The 16,693-nt window shown below is 75.0% G+C and carries 12 protein-coding genes; 8 read left to right on the top strand and 4 right to left on the bottom strand.

Annotated features, from left to right (window positions below):
• Nucleotides 1-21 precede the first annotated feature (21 nt).
• The 4 genes from LPU43_RS19095 (at nucleotide 22) to LPU43_RS19080 (ending at nucleotide 7,025) form a co-directional block, all read left to right on the top strand.
• Nucleotides 22-2,457, top strand: a complete 2,436-nt coding sequence (locus tag LPU43_RS19095) for an ATP-binding protein (protein WP_229401829.1) — start codon at nucleotides 22-24, stop codon at nucleotides 2,455-2,457.
• A 388-nt stretch (nucleotides 2,458-2,845) separates the two neighbouring features.
• Nucleotides 2,846-4,000 (top strand): hypothetical protein, encoded by a 1,155-nt coding sequence (locus tag LPU43_RS19090; RefSeq protein ID WP_229401828.1) that lies wholly within the window; start codon nucleotides 2,846-2,848, stop codon nucleotides 3,998-4,000.
• A gap of 623 nt (nucleotides 4,001-4,623) precedes the next feature.
• Nucleotides 4,624-5,868: a glycoside hydrolase domain-containing protein gene (locus LPU43_RS19085; RefSeq protein ID WP_373321759.1), complete on the top strand. Its 1,245-nt coding sequence runs from the start codon at nucleotides 4,624-4,626 to the stop codon at nucleotides 5,866-5,868.
• A gap of 83 nt (nucleotides 5,869-5,951) precedes the next feature.
• Nucleotides 5,952-7,025 (top strand): golvesin C-terminal-like domain-containing protein, encoded by a 1,074-nt coding sequence (locus LPU43_RS19080; RefSeq protein ID WP_229401827.1) that lies wholly within the window; start codon nucleotides 5,952-5,954, stop codon nucleotides 7,023-7,025.
• Nucleotides 7,026-7,088: 63 nt separating this feature from the next.
• Here LPU43_RS19080 and LPU43_RS19075 read toward each other — a convergent pair whose 3' ends face one another.
• Both LPU43_RS19075 and LPU43_RS19070 read right to left on the bottom strand, forming a co-directional pair.
• A complete protein-coding gene (locus tag LPU43_RS19075) occupies nucleotides 7,089-8,273 on the bottom strand; it encodes a peptidoglycan DD-metalloendopeptidase family protein (protein WP_229401826.1) in 1,185 nt (394 codons plus the stop codon).
• A 266-nt stretch (nucleotides 8,274-8,539) separates the two neighbouring features.
• Nucleotides 8,540-9,907 carry a glycosyl hydrolase family 18 protein gene (locus LPU43_RS19070; RefSeq protein ID WP_229401825.1) on the bottom strand — a complete coding sequence of 456 codons (1,368 nt, stop codon included), beginning with the start codon at nucleotides 9,905-9,907 and terminating at the stop codon, nucleotides 8,540-8,542.
• A 134-nt stretch (nucleotides 9,908-10,041) separates the two neighbouring features.
• Here LPU43_RS19070 and LPU43_RS19065 point away from each other — a divergent pair, with 134 nt between their 5' ends.
• Complete coding sequence (locus LPU43_RS19065; RefSeq protein WP_229401824.1) at nucleotides 10,042-10,599, top strand: snapalysin family zinc-dependent metalloprotease; 558 nt, start codon at nucleotides 10,042-10,044, stop codon at nucleotides 10,597-10,599.
• An 82-nt stretch (nucleotides 10,600-10,681) separates the two neighbouring features.
• On the opposite strand, the gene LPU43_RS19060 is transcribed toward LPU43_RS19065, so the two are convergent.
• On the bottom strand, nucleotides 10,682-11,611 hold the full coding sequence (locus LPU43_RS19060; protein WP_229401823.1) for a diacylglycerol/lipid kinase family protein: 930 nt from the start codon (nucleotides 11,609-11,611) through the stop codon (nucleotides 10,682-10,684).
• Nucleotides 11,612-11,749: 138 nt separating this feature from the next.
• Here LPU43_RS19060 and LPU43_RS19055 point away from each other — a divergent pair, with 138 nt between their 5' ends.
• Entirely contained in the window at nucleotides 11,750-13,378 is a 1,629-nt protein-coding gene (locus tag LPU43_RS19055; protein WP_229401822.1) for an alkaline phosphatase D family protein, read from the top strand.
• A gap of 88 nt (nucleotides 13,379-13,466) precedes the next feature.
• On the opposite strand, the gene LPU43_RS19050 is transcribed toward LPU43_RS19055, so the two are convergent.
• Nucleotides 13,467-14,294, bottom strand: a complete 828-nt coding sequence (locus LPU43_RS19050; protein WP_229401821.1) for an amidohydrolase family protein — start codon at nucleotides 14,292-14,294, stop codon at nucleotides 13,467-13,469.
• A 101-nt stretch (nucleotides 14,295-14,395) separates the two neighbouring features.
• Between LPU43_RS19050 and LPU43_RS19045 the strand changes: the two genes are divergently transcribed.
• Together LPU43_RS19045 and LPU43_RS19040 are read left to right on the top strand one after the other, a co-directional pair.
• Entirely contained in the window at nucleotides 14,396-15,691 is a 1,296-nt protein-coding gene (locus tag LPU43_RS19045; protein WP_306416153.1) for a M20 metallopeptidase family protein, read from the top strand.
• On the top strand, nucleotides 15,688-16,689 hold the full coding sequence (locus tag LPU43_RS19040; protein WP_229401820.1) for a Gfo/Idh/MocA family protein: 1,002 nt from the start codon (nucleotides 15,688-15,690) through the stop codon (nucleotides 16,687-16,689). The genes LPU43_RS19045 and LPU43_RS19040 overlap by 4 nt, the downstream gene beginning before the upstream one ends.
• The last annotated feature ends 4 nt before the right edge of the window (nucleotides 16,690-16,693 follow it).

Here is a 16,693-nt window from a genome sequence, read left to right as displayed (position 1 = left end):
CGTGGCAGGGGGTGTGGTGGGGTGGGGGAGGGCGCTCGGGCGGAGCTGGACCGGTTCGTCGCCGAGCTGCGGCGGCTGCGGCAGCTCGCCGGTGGGCCGTCGCTGAACACCCTGGTCGCGGTCGCCGCCCGGCGGGGCGCGCCCCTGGCCCGGTCCACCCTCAGCGACAAGCTCAACGCCAAGTCCCTGCCGGAGTGGGACTTCGTCGTGGCGTACGTCGGGGCCTGCGTCGCCCACGCCGAGTCCGCCGGCGTCGCGCTGCCGGCCGAGCTGGCGGAGCTGGCCCACTGGGACGCCGCGCACTGGCGGCTGCTGCGCGTGGTCGACGCGGCGCGGGCCGACGACCGCCTCGGCGCGGTGGCCCGCGCCGAACTCGGCCGCGCCGCCGCAGCCGGCCGCCGGCCCCCGCCCGACCGGCGGGACCGGCCGGCCCACCGGGGCTGGGTGGTGCCCCGCCAGTTGCCGGCGGCCGTGCCGCACTTCGTGGGGCGGGCCGCGCAGCTCGCCGCGTTGACCGCGCTGTCGGCCGACCCCGCCGGCACCCCCGGCGCGGTGCTGATCTCGGCGATCGGCGGCACGGCGGGGGTCGGCAAGACCGCCCTGGCCGTGCACTGGGCGCACCAGGTGAAGGACCGCTTCCCCGACGGGCAGCTCTACGTGGACCTGCGCGGGTTCGACCCGGCCGCGCCGACGAGCCCGGCCGAGGCGCTGGGCGGCTTCCTGGAGGCCCTGGCGGTGCCGGCGGCTCGGATGCCGACGGGGCTCGACGCGCAGGCCGGTCTCTTCCGCAGCCTGCTGACCGACCGGCGGATGCTCGTGGTGCTGGACAACGCCCGCGACGCCGAGCAGGTGCGGCCGCTGCTGCCGGGCTCGCCGGGCTGCCTGGTGGTGGTGACCAGCCGGCACCGGATGCCGGGCCTGGTCGCGGCGGAGGGCGCCCGCCCGCTCGCCCTGGGCCTGCTCTCCGTCGCCGAGGCCCGGGAGCTGCTGTCCCGCCGCCTCGGCGCGGCCCGGGTGGCGGCGGAGCCGGAGGCGGTGGACCGGATCGTCGCCGCCTCGTCCGGGCTGCCGCTGGCCCTCGCCGTCGTGGCCGCGCGGGCTGCCACGCAGCCGGACTTCGGCCTGGCCCGGCTCGCCGACGAGCTGGACGACACGCGGGGCGGCCTCGACGGGTTCTCCGACGGCGAGGCCGGCACGGACGTCCGGGCGGTCCTGTCCTGGTCGTACCGCCGCCTGGACCCGGCGGCGGCGGCGCTGTTCCGCCTGCTCGGGCTGCACCCGGGCCCCGACGTCACCCGCGCCGCCGCCGCCAGCCTCGCCGGGGCGACCCCCGCCGAGGTGCGCCGTCCGCTGGCGGCGCTGACCGCGGCGAACCTGCTCGCCGAGCATGCCCCGGGCCGGTACGCGCTGCACGACCTCCTGCGCGCGTACGCGGTCGAGCAGGCCCACGCCACCGACGGCGAGGCGGAGCGCCGGGCCGCCCTGGGGCGGCTGATCGACCACCACCTGCGCGCCGCCCACGCCGCGGACCTGCTGCTGTACCGGCACCGCGACCCCATCGACCTGCCGGCGGCGCACGTCGGCGCGGCGCCGCCGGAGCTGCGCGACCGGGACGGGGCGTGGGCGTGGCTCACCGCCGAGCACCGCACGCTGCTCGCCGTGATCGCCCTCGCCGCCGCCACCGGCTTCGACACCCACGCCTGGCAGCTCGCGTGGAGCGTCAACACCTACCTCGACCGGGTGGGGGCGTGGCAGGACCAGTCGACCGCGCAGCGGTTGGCGCTGCGGGCCGCCGCCACGGCGGGTGACCGCAACGGTCAGGCCCTGGCCCACCGCAACCGTGGCGTGGCGTGCCTGCGCCTGGGTGCGCACGAGGAGGCCCGCGCGCACCTGGCGCAGGCGCTCGCCCTGCACGACGGGCTCGGCGACCGCGTCGGCTGCGCCCGCACCCAGCTCAACCTCGGCATCCTGGCCGAGCGGCAGGGCGACCACCGGGAGGCCCTGCGGCACGCCCAGCGGGCCCACGACCTGTTCGAGGCCGCCGACCACGCCTACGGCCGGGCCAACGCGCTGAACAACATCGGTTGGTACCACATCCAGCTCGGCGACCACCGGCGGGCGCTGGACTACTGCCGGCGGGCCCTCGCGGGGCAGCAGCGGGCCGGCAACCGCTACTGGGAGGCGCACGCCTGGGACAGCCTGGGCTACGCCCACCACCACCTCGGCGAGTTTCCCGAGGCCGTCGACTGCTACGAGCACGCGCTCGCGCTGTGGCGGGAGGCCGGCGAACGCTACTTCGAGGCGACGACGCTGACGCACCTCGGCGACACCCGCCGGCGCGCGGGCGATTCCGACGCGGCCCGCGCGGCCTGGCGTCGCGCGGTCGAGATCCTGGACCAGATCGGCCATCCCGACGCCGACCAGCTCCGCGACCGGCTCGCTCCGGGTGCCCGCTGACCCCGCCACCCTCCCGCTCCGGGCCACCCGCGCTCCGGCGGAACCGACCGTGCACCGGCCTCCAGGATGACGTGCCGGCGGGCCGTCCGGCGGATTCCCGGACAGTGGTCACCGTCGTCACAGGAATTGTCCCTGGTGGGCCGGCCGAATTTTTATCTGTTGTCCGGAGGGCGTCCGAGAATATGCCGGACGAGGATCGGTGAAAAGAGAGGGCTCGCGCCGCGTCGAGGCGTTTGCGCTCGTGATCGGCCCTGCATAGGCTCCCGGAGGTGACTTCGTCAACGGCTCGGGCGGCAATTGACGAATAGTTCGTAGTTTCGATTCATCGTGGCGATCAAGCGGCCGGCCCGGCAAATCTGGTACTCCATTCCCGAGGAACGGAGAGGACATGGAAACACCGATTCGCCGACGATGGCTCCGGGGTGCGGTGGCGGCCGGGGTCGCCCTGGCGCTGGCCGCCACGCCGGCCGTGACGCCATCGGCGCATGCCGCGCCGGCCGCCGCCGCCTCGCAACTCGCCAGCTTCGCCGTCGGGCGGGACGGCCGGCTCTACGCCGCCACGCCGGAGGGCCTGACGCCGTACGGGAGCACGGTCGTCGGCCCGCCCGGAGCGGGCATCAGCGCCGTCCGCCAGGAGGACGGCAACCTGGCCGTGTTCACCGTCGGCACGCGGGGAGAACTCCTCGCCACCGTCACCAACTCGGCTGGCTCCGGCGTCACCGTCTACTCGTACGGAGCCGGGCTGGCCCCGCCCGGTGCCCGGGTGAGCGCGGTGACCGACCCGGTCGGCTCCGTGCACGCCTTCTTCGTCGGCAGCGACGGAGCGATCTACGGCAAGTCGTACACCGGGGCGGTGTTGCCGGGCGCCGGTCCCCAGCGGATCTCCGAGCCCGGCCTCGCGCCGCCGGGCGCGACCGTCGCCGCAGCCTGGCGGTCGAGTCTGCCCGGCGTCGTCTTCGTCGGCGTCGACGGCGGGCTGAACTCCGTCTGGCGCACCTCCGCCGGCACCTGGACGACGGTCCCGGCGAGCCCGGCCGGGTTGGCGCCCCCGGGTGGCGGGGTCGCCGCCGTCTCCACGGCCGGCGCCCAGGCGTACTTCGCCGGGCTCGACGGGCGGCTCTGGCAGGTCGGCTTCGCCGGCGGCGCCCTGCCCGACCCGTGGACGCCGGTGGCGATCTCGGCGGTCGGCGTGGTCCCGGCCGGCGCCCGCCTCGCGGCGGCACGGCCCGTCGGCGGCCCGACGAGTGTGTTCTTCGCCGGGGCCGACGGCGCGGTCCGGGTGGTGACGAACCTGACCGGCTCGTGGGTGGAGTCGGCGACCACGCCGGCCAGGATCGCCCGGCCGGGCGGTCCGCTGAGCGTCGTGGCCCTCGGTGACTACCTCTACACCTCCTGGTGCGGCAACGGCCTGTGGTGGTGGCTGTTCTGGTGGTGGCGTCGGCCGCCGCCCCCGCCGCCGCCGTGGTACGGCGAGACGCTCTCGTTCCGGCAGATCTACCCGGTCGATTACGGCGCCGAGGTCGCGGTGACGGCCTACCGGTAGGGCCCTGGAAGGGGTGCGGCCGGCTCCCGGGTGTCACCGCGAGCGTTACGACACCCGGGAGGTTACCGCCCGGTAGCGAGTCGATTACATCGAAACATTTACCTGGCTAAAGCCGACCCGGGATGGTAATAATTTTTCAGCACCGCTCCCTTGTCGGAACTTTTCTCCCAGGTGAGGCTCGCGTGAGGATACGAAGGATCATGGCCGGCCTGGCGGCGGCCGTCGTCGGCTCGGCGGTGGCGGTCGCCCCGGCCTGGGCCGCCCCCACGGGGGAGCAGGCCGTCAGCTACCGGGGCCTGCACCTGGCGGTGCCCGCCGACTGGCGGGTCGTCGACCTCTCCGAGGACCCGGACGCCTGCGTCCGCTTCGACCGGCCCGCGATCTACCTGGGCCACCCCGGCGACGCGCCCCGGTGCCCCTCCGACCTGGTCGGGCGGACGGGCGGGCTGGTCGTCGAGCCGATCGACGCCGTCAGCGCCGGCCGGCTCACGGCGGAGACCGTCGTCACCGCGCCCGGCCGGGCGACCGCCGCCGCGCCGTCCCGCGAGGGCGTCATCCGGCTCGCCGTACGCGACGCGGGCCTGCTCGTCACGGCCGAGCACGCCCCGGGCACCGAGTCGGCCGTGCGCCGGGTCCTGGGCTCCGCCCGCCTCGGCCGGGGGGCCGTCCCGGCGTCCCCGGACGCGCTCCGGGCGCCCACGGCGTCCGCGACGGCGACGCCGCTGGCCGCGAGCCCGCAGCCGGGCACGTACACCGGCAAGGGCTTCGACACCTGCACGGCCCCGGCGCAGTCGACCATGAACACCTGGCGCACCAGCTCGCCGTACCGGGCGGTCGGCATCTACATCAGCGGCGCCAGCCGCTCCTGCACCCAGGCCAACCTGACGGCGACGTGGGTGACCAACCAGACCAACAACGGCTGGCGGCTGATCCCGATCGAGCTGGACAACCAGGCCCCCTGCGGCACCCGCCTGCCGAAGATGTCGTACGACCCGGCCACCGCCCGGTCGCAGGGCGCGACCCGGGCGACCAGCGCCGTGAACGCGGCCAAGGCCCTGGGCATCCCCGCCGGCAGCGCGATCTACAACGACATCGAGCAGTACCCGTCGACCGAGTCGTGCAAGGCGGCGGTGCTGTCGTACCTCTCCGGCTGGACGGAGCGGCTGCACGCCCTGGGCTACCTGTCGGGCATGTACTCCAGCGGCTCCTCCGGCGTGAAGGACCTCTGCTCCGCGTACGACGACACCCGATACACCCGCGTCGACCACCTCTGGTTCGCCTGGTGGAACGGCGTGGCGGACACCAACACCGGCACCTACTGCCCGAGCGGGTACTACGCCAACCGCCAGCGCCTCCACCAGTACAGCGGCGACGTCACCGAGACCTGGGGCGGCGTGCAGATGCAGATCGACCGCAACTACCTCGACGTCGCGCCGTCGACCTCGCAGCCGCCGCAGGGCTTCACCGTCACCGTCGACAACACCACCACGGGCCGGTTCACGGCGAGCGCCAACTGGGGCACCTCGGCCTACTCCAGCCAGCGGATCGGCCCCGACTACCGCTACGCCGACCCCGCCGCCGTCAGCGACGTCGCCTGGTACAGGGCGGCCCTGCCCGAGACGGGCAGCTACGAGGTCTCCGTGTGGTACCCGGCCGTGGCCGGCTACAACGACTCGACCCCGTACATCGTGGCCACCACCACCGGCAACCAGACGGTGCGGGTCAACCAGCGCGTCAACGGCGGCCAGTGGGTCTCGCTGGGCGTGTTCACGCTGGCCGCCGGCGACGCCGACAAGGTGGGCGTGAGCCGCTGGACCAGCGGCACCGGCTACGTCATCGCCGACGCGGTCCGCATCACCCGGGTCTGAGCGGGGCGCGGCACACCCGCCCCCGCCAACCACCACTGCCGCTCGTCATCCCCATCCCCCCACCCCCGTACCGAGAGGCGTCCATGTCCAGTTCCGACAGGCCCCACCTGCGCCGCCGTACCCTCCTGGCCGCCGCGGCCGGCGCGCTGGTCGCCCCCGCGTTCGCCGGCAGCCCCGCCCACGCCGCCGTCCCCAAGGTCTACATCGACCCCGGCCACGGCGGCACCGACCCCGGCGCGGGCGCCAACGGCCTCCAGGAGAAGAACCTCACCCTCGCCATCTCGCTACAGGCGCGCGACATCCTGCTCGGCTACGGGGGCGTCGAGGTGCGGATGTCCCGCACCAGCGACATCACCCGCAGCCTCGCCTACCGCACCGACGACGCCAACGCCTGGGGCGCGAACCTGTTCGTCAGCGTCCACATCAACTCCGGCGGCGGCACCGGCTTCGAGAGCTACCGCTACACCGCGCCCGGGTCGGGGGACATCGCCCTGCACAACGCCCTGCACCCGCGGGTCCTGGCCGGCATGCGCTCGATCGGGTCGGTCACGGACCGGGGCCAGAAGTCGGCGAACTTCCACGTCCTCCGCGAGACCACCATGCCGGCGGTCCTGACCGAGAACCTGTTCATCGACACGCTCGCCGACGCGAACCTGCTCAAGCGCGCCGACTTCATCACCGCCGTGGCGCGCGGGCACGCCCAGGGCATCGCCGCCTACCTGGGTCTCGGCGGGACCACCCCGCCCGCGTACAGCACGATCGTGGACAACGCCACCGCGGGTCGCTTCACCGCCAGCGGCAACTGGTCCAGCTCGGCCTACTCGTCCCAGCGCTACGGGACGGAGTACCGGTTCGCCGACCCGGTGCTGGCCAGCGACTCGGCCTGGTTCAAGGTGAACATCCCGGCGGCCGGCAACTACCGCGTCGACGTGTGGTACCCGGCCGACCCCGGCTACAACAGCGCCGCGCCGCACGTGGTCGCCACCGCCTCCGGGAACCAGACGGTGCACGTCGACCAGCGCAGCGGCGGCGGGGCGTGGCGCTCGATCGGCACCTTCAACCTCGCCGCGGGCGACCGCGACCTGGTCGGGGTGAGCCGCTGGACCAGCGCTCCCGGCTACGTCATCGCCGACGCGGTGCGGGTCACCCGGGTCTGACCCTTCGCGAACGGATCGCGGGGACCGGCGGGCGTGCTGCCCACCGGTCCCCGCGATCGTCGTTCAGCACCAGCCGTTGACGGGGCCGTTCACGCCGGTCCACAGGTAGGCGTCCGACACCCAGGTGCCGTCGCTCAGCCGGTTCCACAGCGCGGTGGTGCCGTACCGCCCGGTGTGCGAGGTGCCGTTGGCCGAGCAGGAGACGGTGACGGTCGCCCCGTCACCCACGGAGCCCTGCGCGGCGTGGCCGGTGCCCGGGCCGGAGCGCCTGGTCAGCGTGCCGCCGCCGTTGGCGTCGACCACCGCCTGGTTGAGGCCGAGGGCGCCGTAGTTGTAGAGCCCGCCGCCGACGCCGACCCACGTCGAGCCGTGCCGCGCGCCGCCCTGGTACGCGGCGGCCCCGTTGGCGATCTCCCACTTGCCGATGCCGTGGCCGGCGATCGGCACGTAGGCGCTGTTCTGCCGCAGCCCGAAGTGGACGTGGCGGCCGGTGGCCGACCCGCCGCAGGTGACGTCGGTGCCCGTGTAGCCCAGGAACGCGCCCTGGGCCACCGACGTGCCGTTGGCCGAGATGTTGCCGGACAGGTGGTAGTGGTCCGTGGAGTAGCCCCGGTCGTGGATGACCCGGACCCAGCCCTGGCACATGGTGTACGCCGCGCCGGCCCGCGCCGCGCGCACCACCTGGTCGCCGCCGGCGAGGTCGATCGAGCTCAACGGCGCACCGCCGCCCCAGCCGTGCGGCCCGCCGGTCAGCGTCCACGTCTGCCCGACGGCGAACGGCAGGGCCATCCCGGTGCGGTAGTCGCCGCCCGCGTACATCGCGCTCGGGGCGGTGCCGAAGAGTTTCTTCTCCCGCTCGTCGACCACGGGCGACTCGGCGGCCAGGGCGCTGAACTCGGCCTCGCCGTCGAAGCCCACCCGCCAGGTGCCGCCCTCCGCGCGGGCGACGAAGACCGCGCCGGTCGGGTGGTCGTCCTTGCCGTGGCCGGCGACGGCGACGGCGGTGCCGAAGGCCCAGCCGCCGCTCCTGCGGGTGACGGTGATCCGGGCGTCGGACCCGTCGGCGCGGGCCGCGCCGGCGGCCCGGGCCTGCCCGAGCAGCTTGGCGGCCACGACACTCTCGACGCTCGCGCCGATCGGCTTCGGCGCGGGTGCGGGCGCGGCGGCGTGCGCGGCGGTGCCCGCGCCGAGCACCCCCGTCATCAGGACGGCCGTGGCGACACCGGCGGCGCGTCGTGCATGAACCATCGGAACCCTCTTTCCATCGACGAAGGTCGCTTCTTGCGGTAGACGATAGGCAACGCGCGGAAAATCGTCTACGGCATCGCATGCCGCCGATGGAGGAAACTTTCGTGCTGGGTGCCGCCGCGTCGGGCCGGCCGACCCCGGCGAGCGGGGGGCGAAATACGACGCCACCCTCCCGGCAGGGCCGGGAGGGTGGCGGTTGTCGGTGGGGAGGGCCGTCCCCGTCCGGGGTGTCCGGCCCGCGTCGGGCCGGACGCCCCGGTGGTGCGTCAGCGGCCCTGCAGGGCCTTGACGTTGTCGCCGAACGTCCAGCCCTTCGACCCGTCCCAGTTCACGGACCAGGTCATCAGGCCCTTGAGCCCGCTGATGCTGTTGTACGCCTGCGAGACCAGGGACGGGCTCATGTAGCCACCGCCCGCTCCGGGCTGCGCGGGAAGGCCGGGCACCTGCTTGTCGTACGGAACCTTGATCGTCACGCCCTGGATCGTCAGCCCGTTGTTGAGGCACTGGGTCTGCACGGTGAAGCCCTGCACGGTGCCGGCCGAGTAGGAGTCGCCGGAGCAGCCGTACATGCTGCCGTTGTAGTACTGCATGTTCAGCCACCACAGCCGGCCGTTGTCGGCGTACTTCTTGATGATCGGCAGGTACGAGCCCCAGATCGAGCCGTAGGTGACGCTGCCGCCGGTGACGTAGGCGGTCTCGGGCGCCATGGTGAGGCCGAAGCTGGGGGGCATCTGGGCGAGCACGCCGTCGATGATGCGGATCAGGTTGGCCTGCGACGCCGAGAGCTGGTTGATGTTGCCGCTACCGGTCAGGCCGGTCTCGATGTCGATGTCGATGCCGTCGAAGTTGTACCGCTTGAGGATCGGTACGACGGTGGCGACGAAGCGGTCGGCGACGGTCGCCGAGCTGAGGTCGATGCCGGCGGCGGCGCCGCCGATGGAGAGCAGGATGGTCAGGCCGGACGCCTTGGCCCGGCACATCTCCGCCGGGGTGGGCACCTTCACGGTGGAGTCCATGCCGTCCTCCCACAGCACCGTGCCGTCGGAGCGGATCACCGGGAACGCGGCGGTGACCACGTTGTACCCGTGGGCGGTGATCCGGGAGTCGGTGATCGGGATCCAGCCCAGCGGCGGGTGCACGCCGTTGACCGCGCCGTCCCAGTTCTCCCAGTAGCCCTGGAGCACCTTGCCGGCCGGCCTGGGCTTGAGCGCGCAGGTGTCGGTGCCCGGCGGTGGTGACGTGGGCGGCGGCGTGGTGGGCGGCGGCGTCGTGGGGGGCGGGGTCGTGGGGGGTGGGGTCGAGGGCGACGCGGTCGCGGTGGGTGTGGGGGAGGGGGTGCCGTCGCAGACCCCGAGATCCTTCCACAGCGAGGGCGCGGCCACGGGGTTCCAGCCCCCGCCGACCGGCGGGGTGTGCCCGACGAGGGCCTGGTAGAGCCGGCCGGCGTAGCTGACCCGGGTGCCGGCCGGATAGTTGGTGCCCTCAGCCCAGCCGGGGGCGGAGCAGGCCACGGCGGCCGTCGCGGTGCCGGTGGCCGCCGCCGCGAGACCGCCCGTGGCGGCGAGGCTGCCGGCGGCGGTGACGACCAGCGCCGTCGCGGCCAGCACCCCCGTGGCCCGCTGTCGAAGTTTCATGACATCTCCTCCCGTCGATGGGCGGGAGCGTATCAGTAAAGTTTGTTAAATAAGAAGGGGGATTGCAATCGAGTTGTGTCGATGAATACGCTGGCCCGGTCCCGACCACCCCGTCACCCAGTGGAGCGTGACCCATGCGTCTGTCCAACCTGTCCCGGGCCTTCGCCACCCTCGCCGCCGTCACGATGGCCAGCCTCGGCCTGGGCGTCGTGTCCGCCGCGCCCGCCTCCGCCGCCGTGCGCAACGTCTGTTACAACGCCAGCCAGGCCGGCCCCTTCGCCACCTACGCCGGTCAGGCCGCCACCATCTGGAACAACTACACCAACAACATCAACATGGCCCAGTGCGGGTCGAACATCATCATCTCCTACACCTACGGCGGCGGCTCGTACGCCCAGCGGACCAGCCTCGGCAACGGCCGCGTGGTCATCGACTACTACCAGGCCCAGCAGTACAGCCCGCTGCGGATCATGACCCACGAGCTGGGGCACATCCTCGGCCTTCCGGACAACTACAACGGCAACTGCGGCATCCTGATGTCCGGCGGCAGCGCCGGCACCTCCTGCACCAACCCGTACCCGACCGCCGCCGAGGCCGCCCGGGTCGACTCGCTGTTCGGCTTCGCGGCCCGCGGCACGACCGGCGCCGAGGTCTTCTCCGGCAGCTGGCCGGCTGCGGTCGCCCAGCGCTGACGGCAGCCGCTGACCGCCCCGGCCCTCAGCACTGACGGCAGCTCCCCCGACCGCCCCGGCCCCAGGCCGGGGCGGTCGCCCGTCAGCGGTCCGGGCTGTCGGCGTGGGCCATCACCCGCAGCGCGTTCGCGGCCAGCCCGATGCGGATCGGGGTCCGCCCGCACAGCTCGCCGTCGACCTCGACGCGCGCCGGCCGGTCGGTGGTCAGCCACAGCTCGCCCACCGCCAGGAACGGCGTCTCGGCCAGGGTGCGCCGCGCCCCGGTGGCGGCGTTGCGGGCCGTGTCCCGGAGCAGCCCGCGCCGGGTCGGCCCCCCGACCGGGTACGCCACCAGCAGCCGGTCGTCGGCGTCGGTGTCGGCGGTGATGGGCCGGCCGGCGTGGAAACCGCCGTTGGCCACGTAGAGCTGGTGGGTGTGGAACTCGTGGGTCTCGTCCCCGGCGCGGACGGTGGCCCGCAGCGCCCGGTGCCGGGCCAGCAGCGCCAGGGCCGTGACCGGGTACGCGAGCCGCCCGGTGACCCGCTTGAGCGCCGGCGGCGTGCGCAGCATGATGTCGGCCGACAGGCCCACGCCCACGTGGTTGGCGAATGGCACGTCCCCGGCCAGCCCCAGGTCCACGTCGATCACCTTGCCCTCGGCGAGGACCGCCACGGCGGCGTCGAGGTGCAGCGGGAGGCCGAGGGTGCGGGCGAAGTTGTTCGTGGTGCCCAGCGGCAGCAGGCCCAGCGCCACGTCGCGGTGGGCGAGCAGCCGCGCGGCGGCGCTCTGGGTGCCGTCGCCGCCGCCCGCCACGAGCAGGTCCGGCCCGAGCGCGAGCGCGTCGGCCAGGGCGCGTTCCAGCTCGCCCGGCCGGTCGGCGGGATAGCAGCCGAGCAGGTCGAAGCCGGCCTCCGCCAGCCGGTTCCGGGCGTGCTCGTAGAGCCGGCGACCCCGGCGCGAGCGGGCGTTGACCACCAGCGCCGCCCGCCGTCGCTGTCGGATGGCCGCGCCCAGCTCCTGCTTCGTCCGCATGGCTGCCGACCCTATCCCCGTCCGGCCGGGCGGCGCGGGCGTGCCACGGCGAGCGGGCGGTGGACGCCCGGTGGCGGTTCGGCGAACCCGCCGGCACGGGGCAGCGCGGAGACGACGATGGCGGTAGATACATGAGCCATGACGAACACCATCGACCGTCGTACCGTCCTGCGGATGGCCGGCGCGTCCGCCGGCACGGCCGTGCTCGCCGGCGCCACCCTCTCCGGCCCGGCCCCCGTCCGCGCGGCCGGCGGGGCGTTCCGGCACGGTGTGGCCTCCGGCGACCCGCTGCCCGACGGCGTCCTGCTCTGGACCCGGGTGACCCCGACCGAGGAGGCGCAGCCGGGCTCCGGCGTCGGCCCCGAGGCGGAGGTGACCTGGCAGGTCGCCGCCGACCCCGACTTCTCGGCCCTGGCCGCGCAGGGCACGCTGACCACCGGGCCGGCCCGCGACCACACCGTCAAGGTGGCGGTCACCGGCCTGGCCCCCGCCACCACCTGGTGGTACCGGTTCGGGTACGCGGGCGCGTGGTCGCCGACCGGGCGCACGATGACCGCCCCACCGGCCGACGCCGACATCGACCGGCTCCGCCTCGGGGTGGTCTCCTGCGCGAACTGGGAGGCGGGCTACTTCGCGGCCTACCGCAACCTCGCCGACCGGGGCGACCTCAACCTGGTCGTGCACCTCGGCGACTACCTCTACGAGTACGGCACCGGCGAGTACGACGCCGGCGGCACGGTGGTGCGCCCGGTGCGCCCGGCCCACGAGGTGCTGACCCTCGCCGACTACCGGATCCGGCACGCGCTCTACAAGACCGACCCGGACCTCCAGGCGCTGCACGCCTCCGTGCCCTGGGTGATCACCTGGGACGACCACGAGGTGGCCAACGACCAGTGGGCCGACGGGGCGGAGAACCACACCCCGGGCACCGAGGGCGCGTACGCCGACCGGGTGGCCGCCGCCCGGCGGGCGTACGCCGAGTGGATGCCGGTGCGCGTGGGCGCCGACGGCGCCATCTACCGCCGGCTGCGCTTCGGCAACCTGGCCGAGCTCTCCATGCTCGACCTGCGGACGTACCGCTCGAAGCAGGCGTCGGGCGCGGCCGTCGACGACCCGGCGCGCACGATCACCGGGGACGCCCAGATGGCCTGGCTCAAGGGCGGCTTGGCCGCCTCGACGGCCCGGTGGAAACTGGTCGGCAACCCGGTGATGATCGCCCGCCTCGACCTCGCCACGCTCCCGGCCTGGCTGCTCGGCCCGCTCGGCGAGCTGCTCGGCATCCCCGAGAACGGCGCGGCGCTCAACCCCGACCAGTGGGACGGCTACAACGCCGACCGCAACGAGCTGGTCGACCACCTGCGCGCCGCCGGCACCCGTGACGTGGTCTTCCTGACCGGCGACATCCACACCTCCTGGGCCAACGAGGTGACCACCCGGGCGACCGGCCCGCTGGCCCCGGTCGCCGCCGAGTTCGTCGTGCCGTCGGTGACCAGCGACAACATCAACGACGTCCTTGGCCAGCCCGAGGGGAACGGGCTCAGCGTCCTGGGGGCGTCGCTGGTGCGCGCGGCCAACCCCCACGTGCGCTGGGCGGAGCTGGACGGCCACGGCTACGGCGTGCTGGAGGTGACCCGGCAGCGGTGCCGGATGGACTGGTACCACCTGGCCGACCGGACCAGGCCGGGCAGCGCCGGCCGGTGGGTGGCCGGGTGGTCCGTCGGGGCCGGCTCGTCGAAGCTGCGCCGGGAGACCGCACCGCAGGCGTGACCCCCGGGCGCGGGGCGCGCCCGCCCGCCCCGCGCCCGCTCCCCGCTGCCTCCCTGCTGCCGCGCCTCCCGGCCGGCGCGTGCCGGGGTCAGCGGCGGTCGAGGGCGCGGCGGAGGTTGCCGCCGTACACGTCGGCCGCCTCGGCGGGGGAGAGCCCGTCGAGCCCGACCGGGTGCAGGGTCTGGGCGAACGAGACGTGGTCCAGGCTGGGGGAGAAGTCCGATCCCCAGTACAGCCGCCGCGCGCCGAAGCGGTCCAGCAACAGCGCGACGTACGGCCGGGCGGCGTCGTGCGGGTACGCCTCGGCGGGGTCGCTGACGGCGTACAGGCCGGAGACCTTGACCCCGACGTGGGGCAGCCGGGCCAGCTCGGTCAGCGGCGCGAGCCGGGCGGCGGCGGCCGTCGGCGTCGGTGCGGTGGCGTGCCGGCCGGGCAGGCCGAGGTGGCTGACCAGCACGGCGCACCCGTCGAGGGCGGCGAGCGCGCGGCCGAGCCGGTCGGCGGCCTCGGGCGGGGCGTTGAGGCTGACCACGGCCGAGGCGTCGTTGAGCGCCCCGGCGGCGGTGGCGGCCCACCCGGCGAACGCGTCGGCCGAGGCGGGGTCCGGCAGGTACGCCGCGATGCCCGCGAACCCCGCCGCCCAGAGCCGGTCGAGGCCGTCCGGGTCGGTGCCGCCGGCCGCGACGTACGCCAGCGGCGCGATCCAGTCGTGCGCGGCGGCGAGCCGGGCCAGGTGCGCGTTGTTGCCGGCGAACTCCGGCCCGCCCTCGTAGCCGACCACGAGCGCCCGGTCGATGCCGTGTTCGCGGCGCAACGTCCGGTAGACGGCGAGTTCGTCGCCCCCGGCCGGGGACCTTCCGTAGCGGCCCGGGTACCCCCCGGCGAACAGGTGCAGGTGTGCGTCGGCGCGTGGCATGGGCGGACCCTAACCGATTCCGAACAGGCCATTGACGTGGGAGGACCCCTCCTTTAGGTTCTTGTCTCAATTAGGTCCGGATTACCGGGCGCAGGCGAGGGGTGGACCGCGTGGTGCTGGCGCACGATGACGTTGACGATCTGGTTCGGCTGCGACGACAGCTCCACCGGCACCCCGAGCTGCGGTTCACGGAGCGACGGACCGCAGCCCTCCTCGCCGAGCGGCTCGCCCCGATCGCCCGCGTCCACACCGGAGTCGCCGACACGGGCCTCGTAGTCGAGATCGAGGGACGTGCCCCGGGCCCTTCGGTTCTGCTTCGGGCCGATATGGACGCCTATCCGGTCCAGGACGTCAAGGAGGTGCCCTGGGCGTCGGGCAACCCGGGGGTCTGTCACGCCTGCGGGCACGACGTGCACATGGCCGTCGTGGCCGGCGTCGCCGCCCGGATCGTCGCCGACCCGCCCGCGCGCGGCTCGGTGACCCTGCTGTTCCAGCCGGCCGAGGAGATCCCGTTCGGCGAGGCCTCCGGCGCCGCCGCCGCACTGGCCGACGCTGCCCTGCGCGGCCGGCGCTTCGACGCCGTCCTCGGCCTGCACTGCTGGCCCGACCTGCCGGCCGGCACCGTCGGCGTGGACCGCGAGACCGCGATGGCGGCCAAGGACGCCTTCCGCGTCGAGGTGCTCGGCCGGGCCGCGCACGCCGCCACCCCGGCCCTGGGCCGCGACGCCATCCTCGGCCTCTCCGGCATCGTCAACCTGCTGCACGCCGGGGTGGCCCGCTCCCGCAACCCCCACGAGCTGGTCGCCTTCAACATCGGCACGATCGCCGGCGGGGCCAGCCAGAGCCAGGTCGCCGAGCGCGCGGAGGCCACCGGCACGCTGCGTACCCACGACGAGGCCGTCCGGGGCCGGCTCAAGGAGGTCGTCGAGCGCATCGCCCGCCAGCAGGCCGCCGCGCTCGACCTGGGCCTGCGCTTCACCTGGGCCAACGAGATGCCCCCGGTGCGCAACGCCGCGTCGCTGGTGGCCCTCGCCCACGCCGAGCTGCCCGGGCTGGTCGACGTCGCCGACCTGACCGAGCCGCCGCTGACCACCGACGACTTCGCTCTGCTCGGCGCGCTCGGCCCCAGCCTGTACGTCAAGCTCGGGGTGACCGGCGAGCGCGGGGGCGCGCCGCTGCACTCCGGCGCGTTCGACGTCGACGAGCGGTGCGTCGGCGTGGGGGTCGCCGCCCTGGAGCGCCTGACCCGCGCCGTCCTCGCCGGCCGCCTCGCCGAGCCGGGCGCGCCGGCCACCCCCGCCGGAACGGATCAGGCCGGGGCGGACCAGGCCACCCCCGCCGGGGCGGACGACACCGCACCCGGGGAGCGCGCCGCCGCCGGGGCGGTGGGGGCGTGAGCGGCCCGGCGGTCGCCGTGATCGGCGCGGGAGCGTTCGGCGTGCGGCACCTGGCCGCGTACCGGTCGCTCGGGGTGCCGGTGCGCGCCCTCGTCGAGCCGGACGCCGCGACCCGGGCGCGGGTCGCCGCCGAGCACGACGTGCCGCAGGCGTACGCCTCCGTGGCCGACCTGCTCGCCGCCGGCCCGCCGGACGCCGCCTCGGTCTGCGTGCCCGGCCCGGCGCACCGGGCGGTCGCCGTCGACCTGCTCGCCGCCGGGGTGCCCGTGCTGGTGGAGAAGCCGCTCGCCGCCACGGTGACCGACGCCGCCGCCATCGTCGACGCCGCCGCGCGCACCGGCGTGCTCTGCCAGCCGGGGCACATCCTGCGCTACAGCGCCCCGCACCGGGCCCTGCACGACGCGGTCCGCGCCGGCCGGCTCGGCGACGTGCTCGCCGTGTCGTCGCGCCGCGACCGGCCCCGCACCCTCAGCCGGCTCTTCCTGCGCGAGCACCCCGCGCTGCTCACCGCCGTGCACGACATCGACCTGGCCCTCTGGTACGCCGGAGCGCCCGTGGTCGAGGTCCGCGCGGCGGCCCGGACCCGACCCGGATCGGCGACGCCGGTCCTGGTGTGGGCGGAGCTGCGGCACGCCAACGACGTCGTGTCGTCGATCCGCAACAGCTACCTGCTGCCCGAGCACACCCCGAACCACACCTCGGACCTGGTCGAGGTGTACGGCACCGACGGGGTCGCGCACGTCGACCTCGGCCATCCCACGCTGCTCGTCCAGGGCGAGCCCACCGAGGCGCCGGACTGGCTCCTCTCCCCGGTCGACGGCGGGGGAGCCCTCGCCGCCGAGCTGCGGCACTTCCTCGACCGGATCGGCGGTGCCGCGCCCACGGCGGTCGTCCCGCTCGCCGACGGCCTGCACGTCGTCCGGGTCGCCGAGGCCGTGGTCGACAGCGCCACCGCCGGCGGCGTGACCCGCCGGATCCCCCCGAGCCCCCACTTGTGACAGG

The sequence above is a fragment of the Micromonospora okii genome (genome assembly GCF_020884795.1).
GTDB lineage: Bacteria > Actinomycetota > Actinomycetes > Mycobacteriales > Micromonosporaceae > Micromonospora > Micromonospora okii.
Note: the sequence above shows the minus strand (reverse complement) of the source record. Positions and strands in the feature narration are given on the sequence as shown.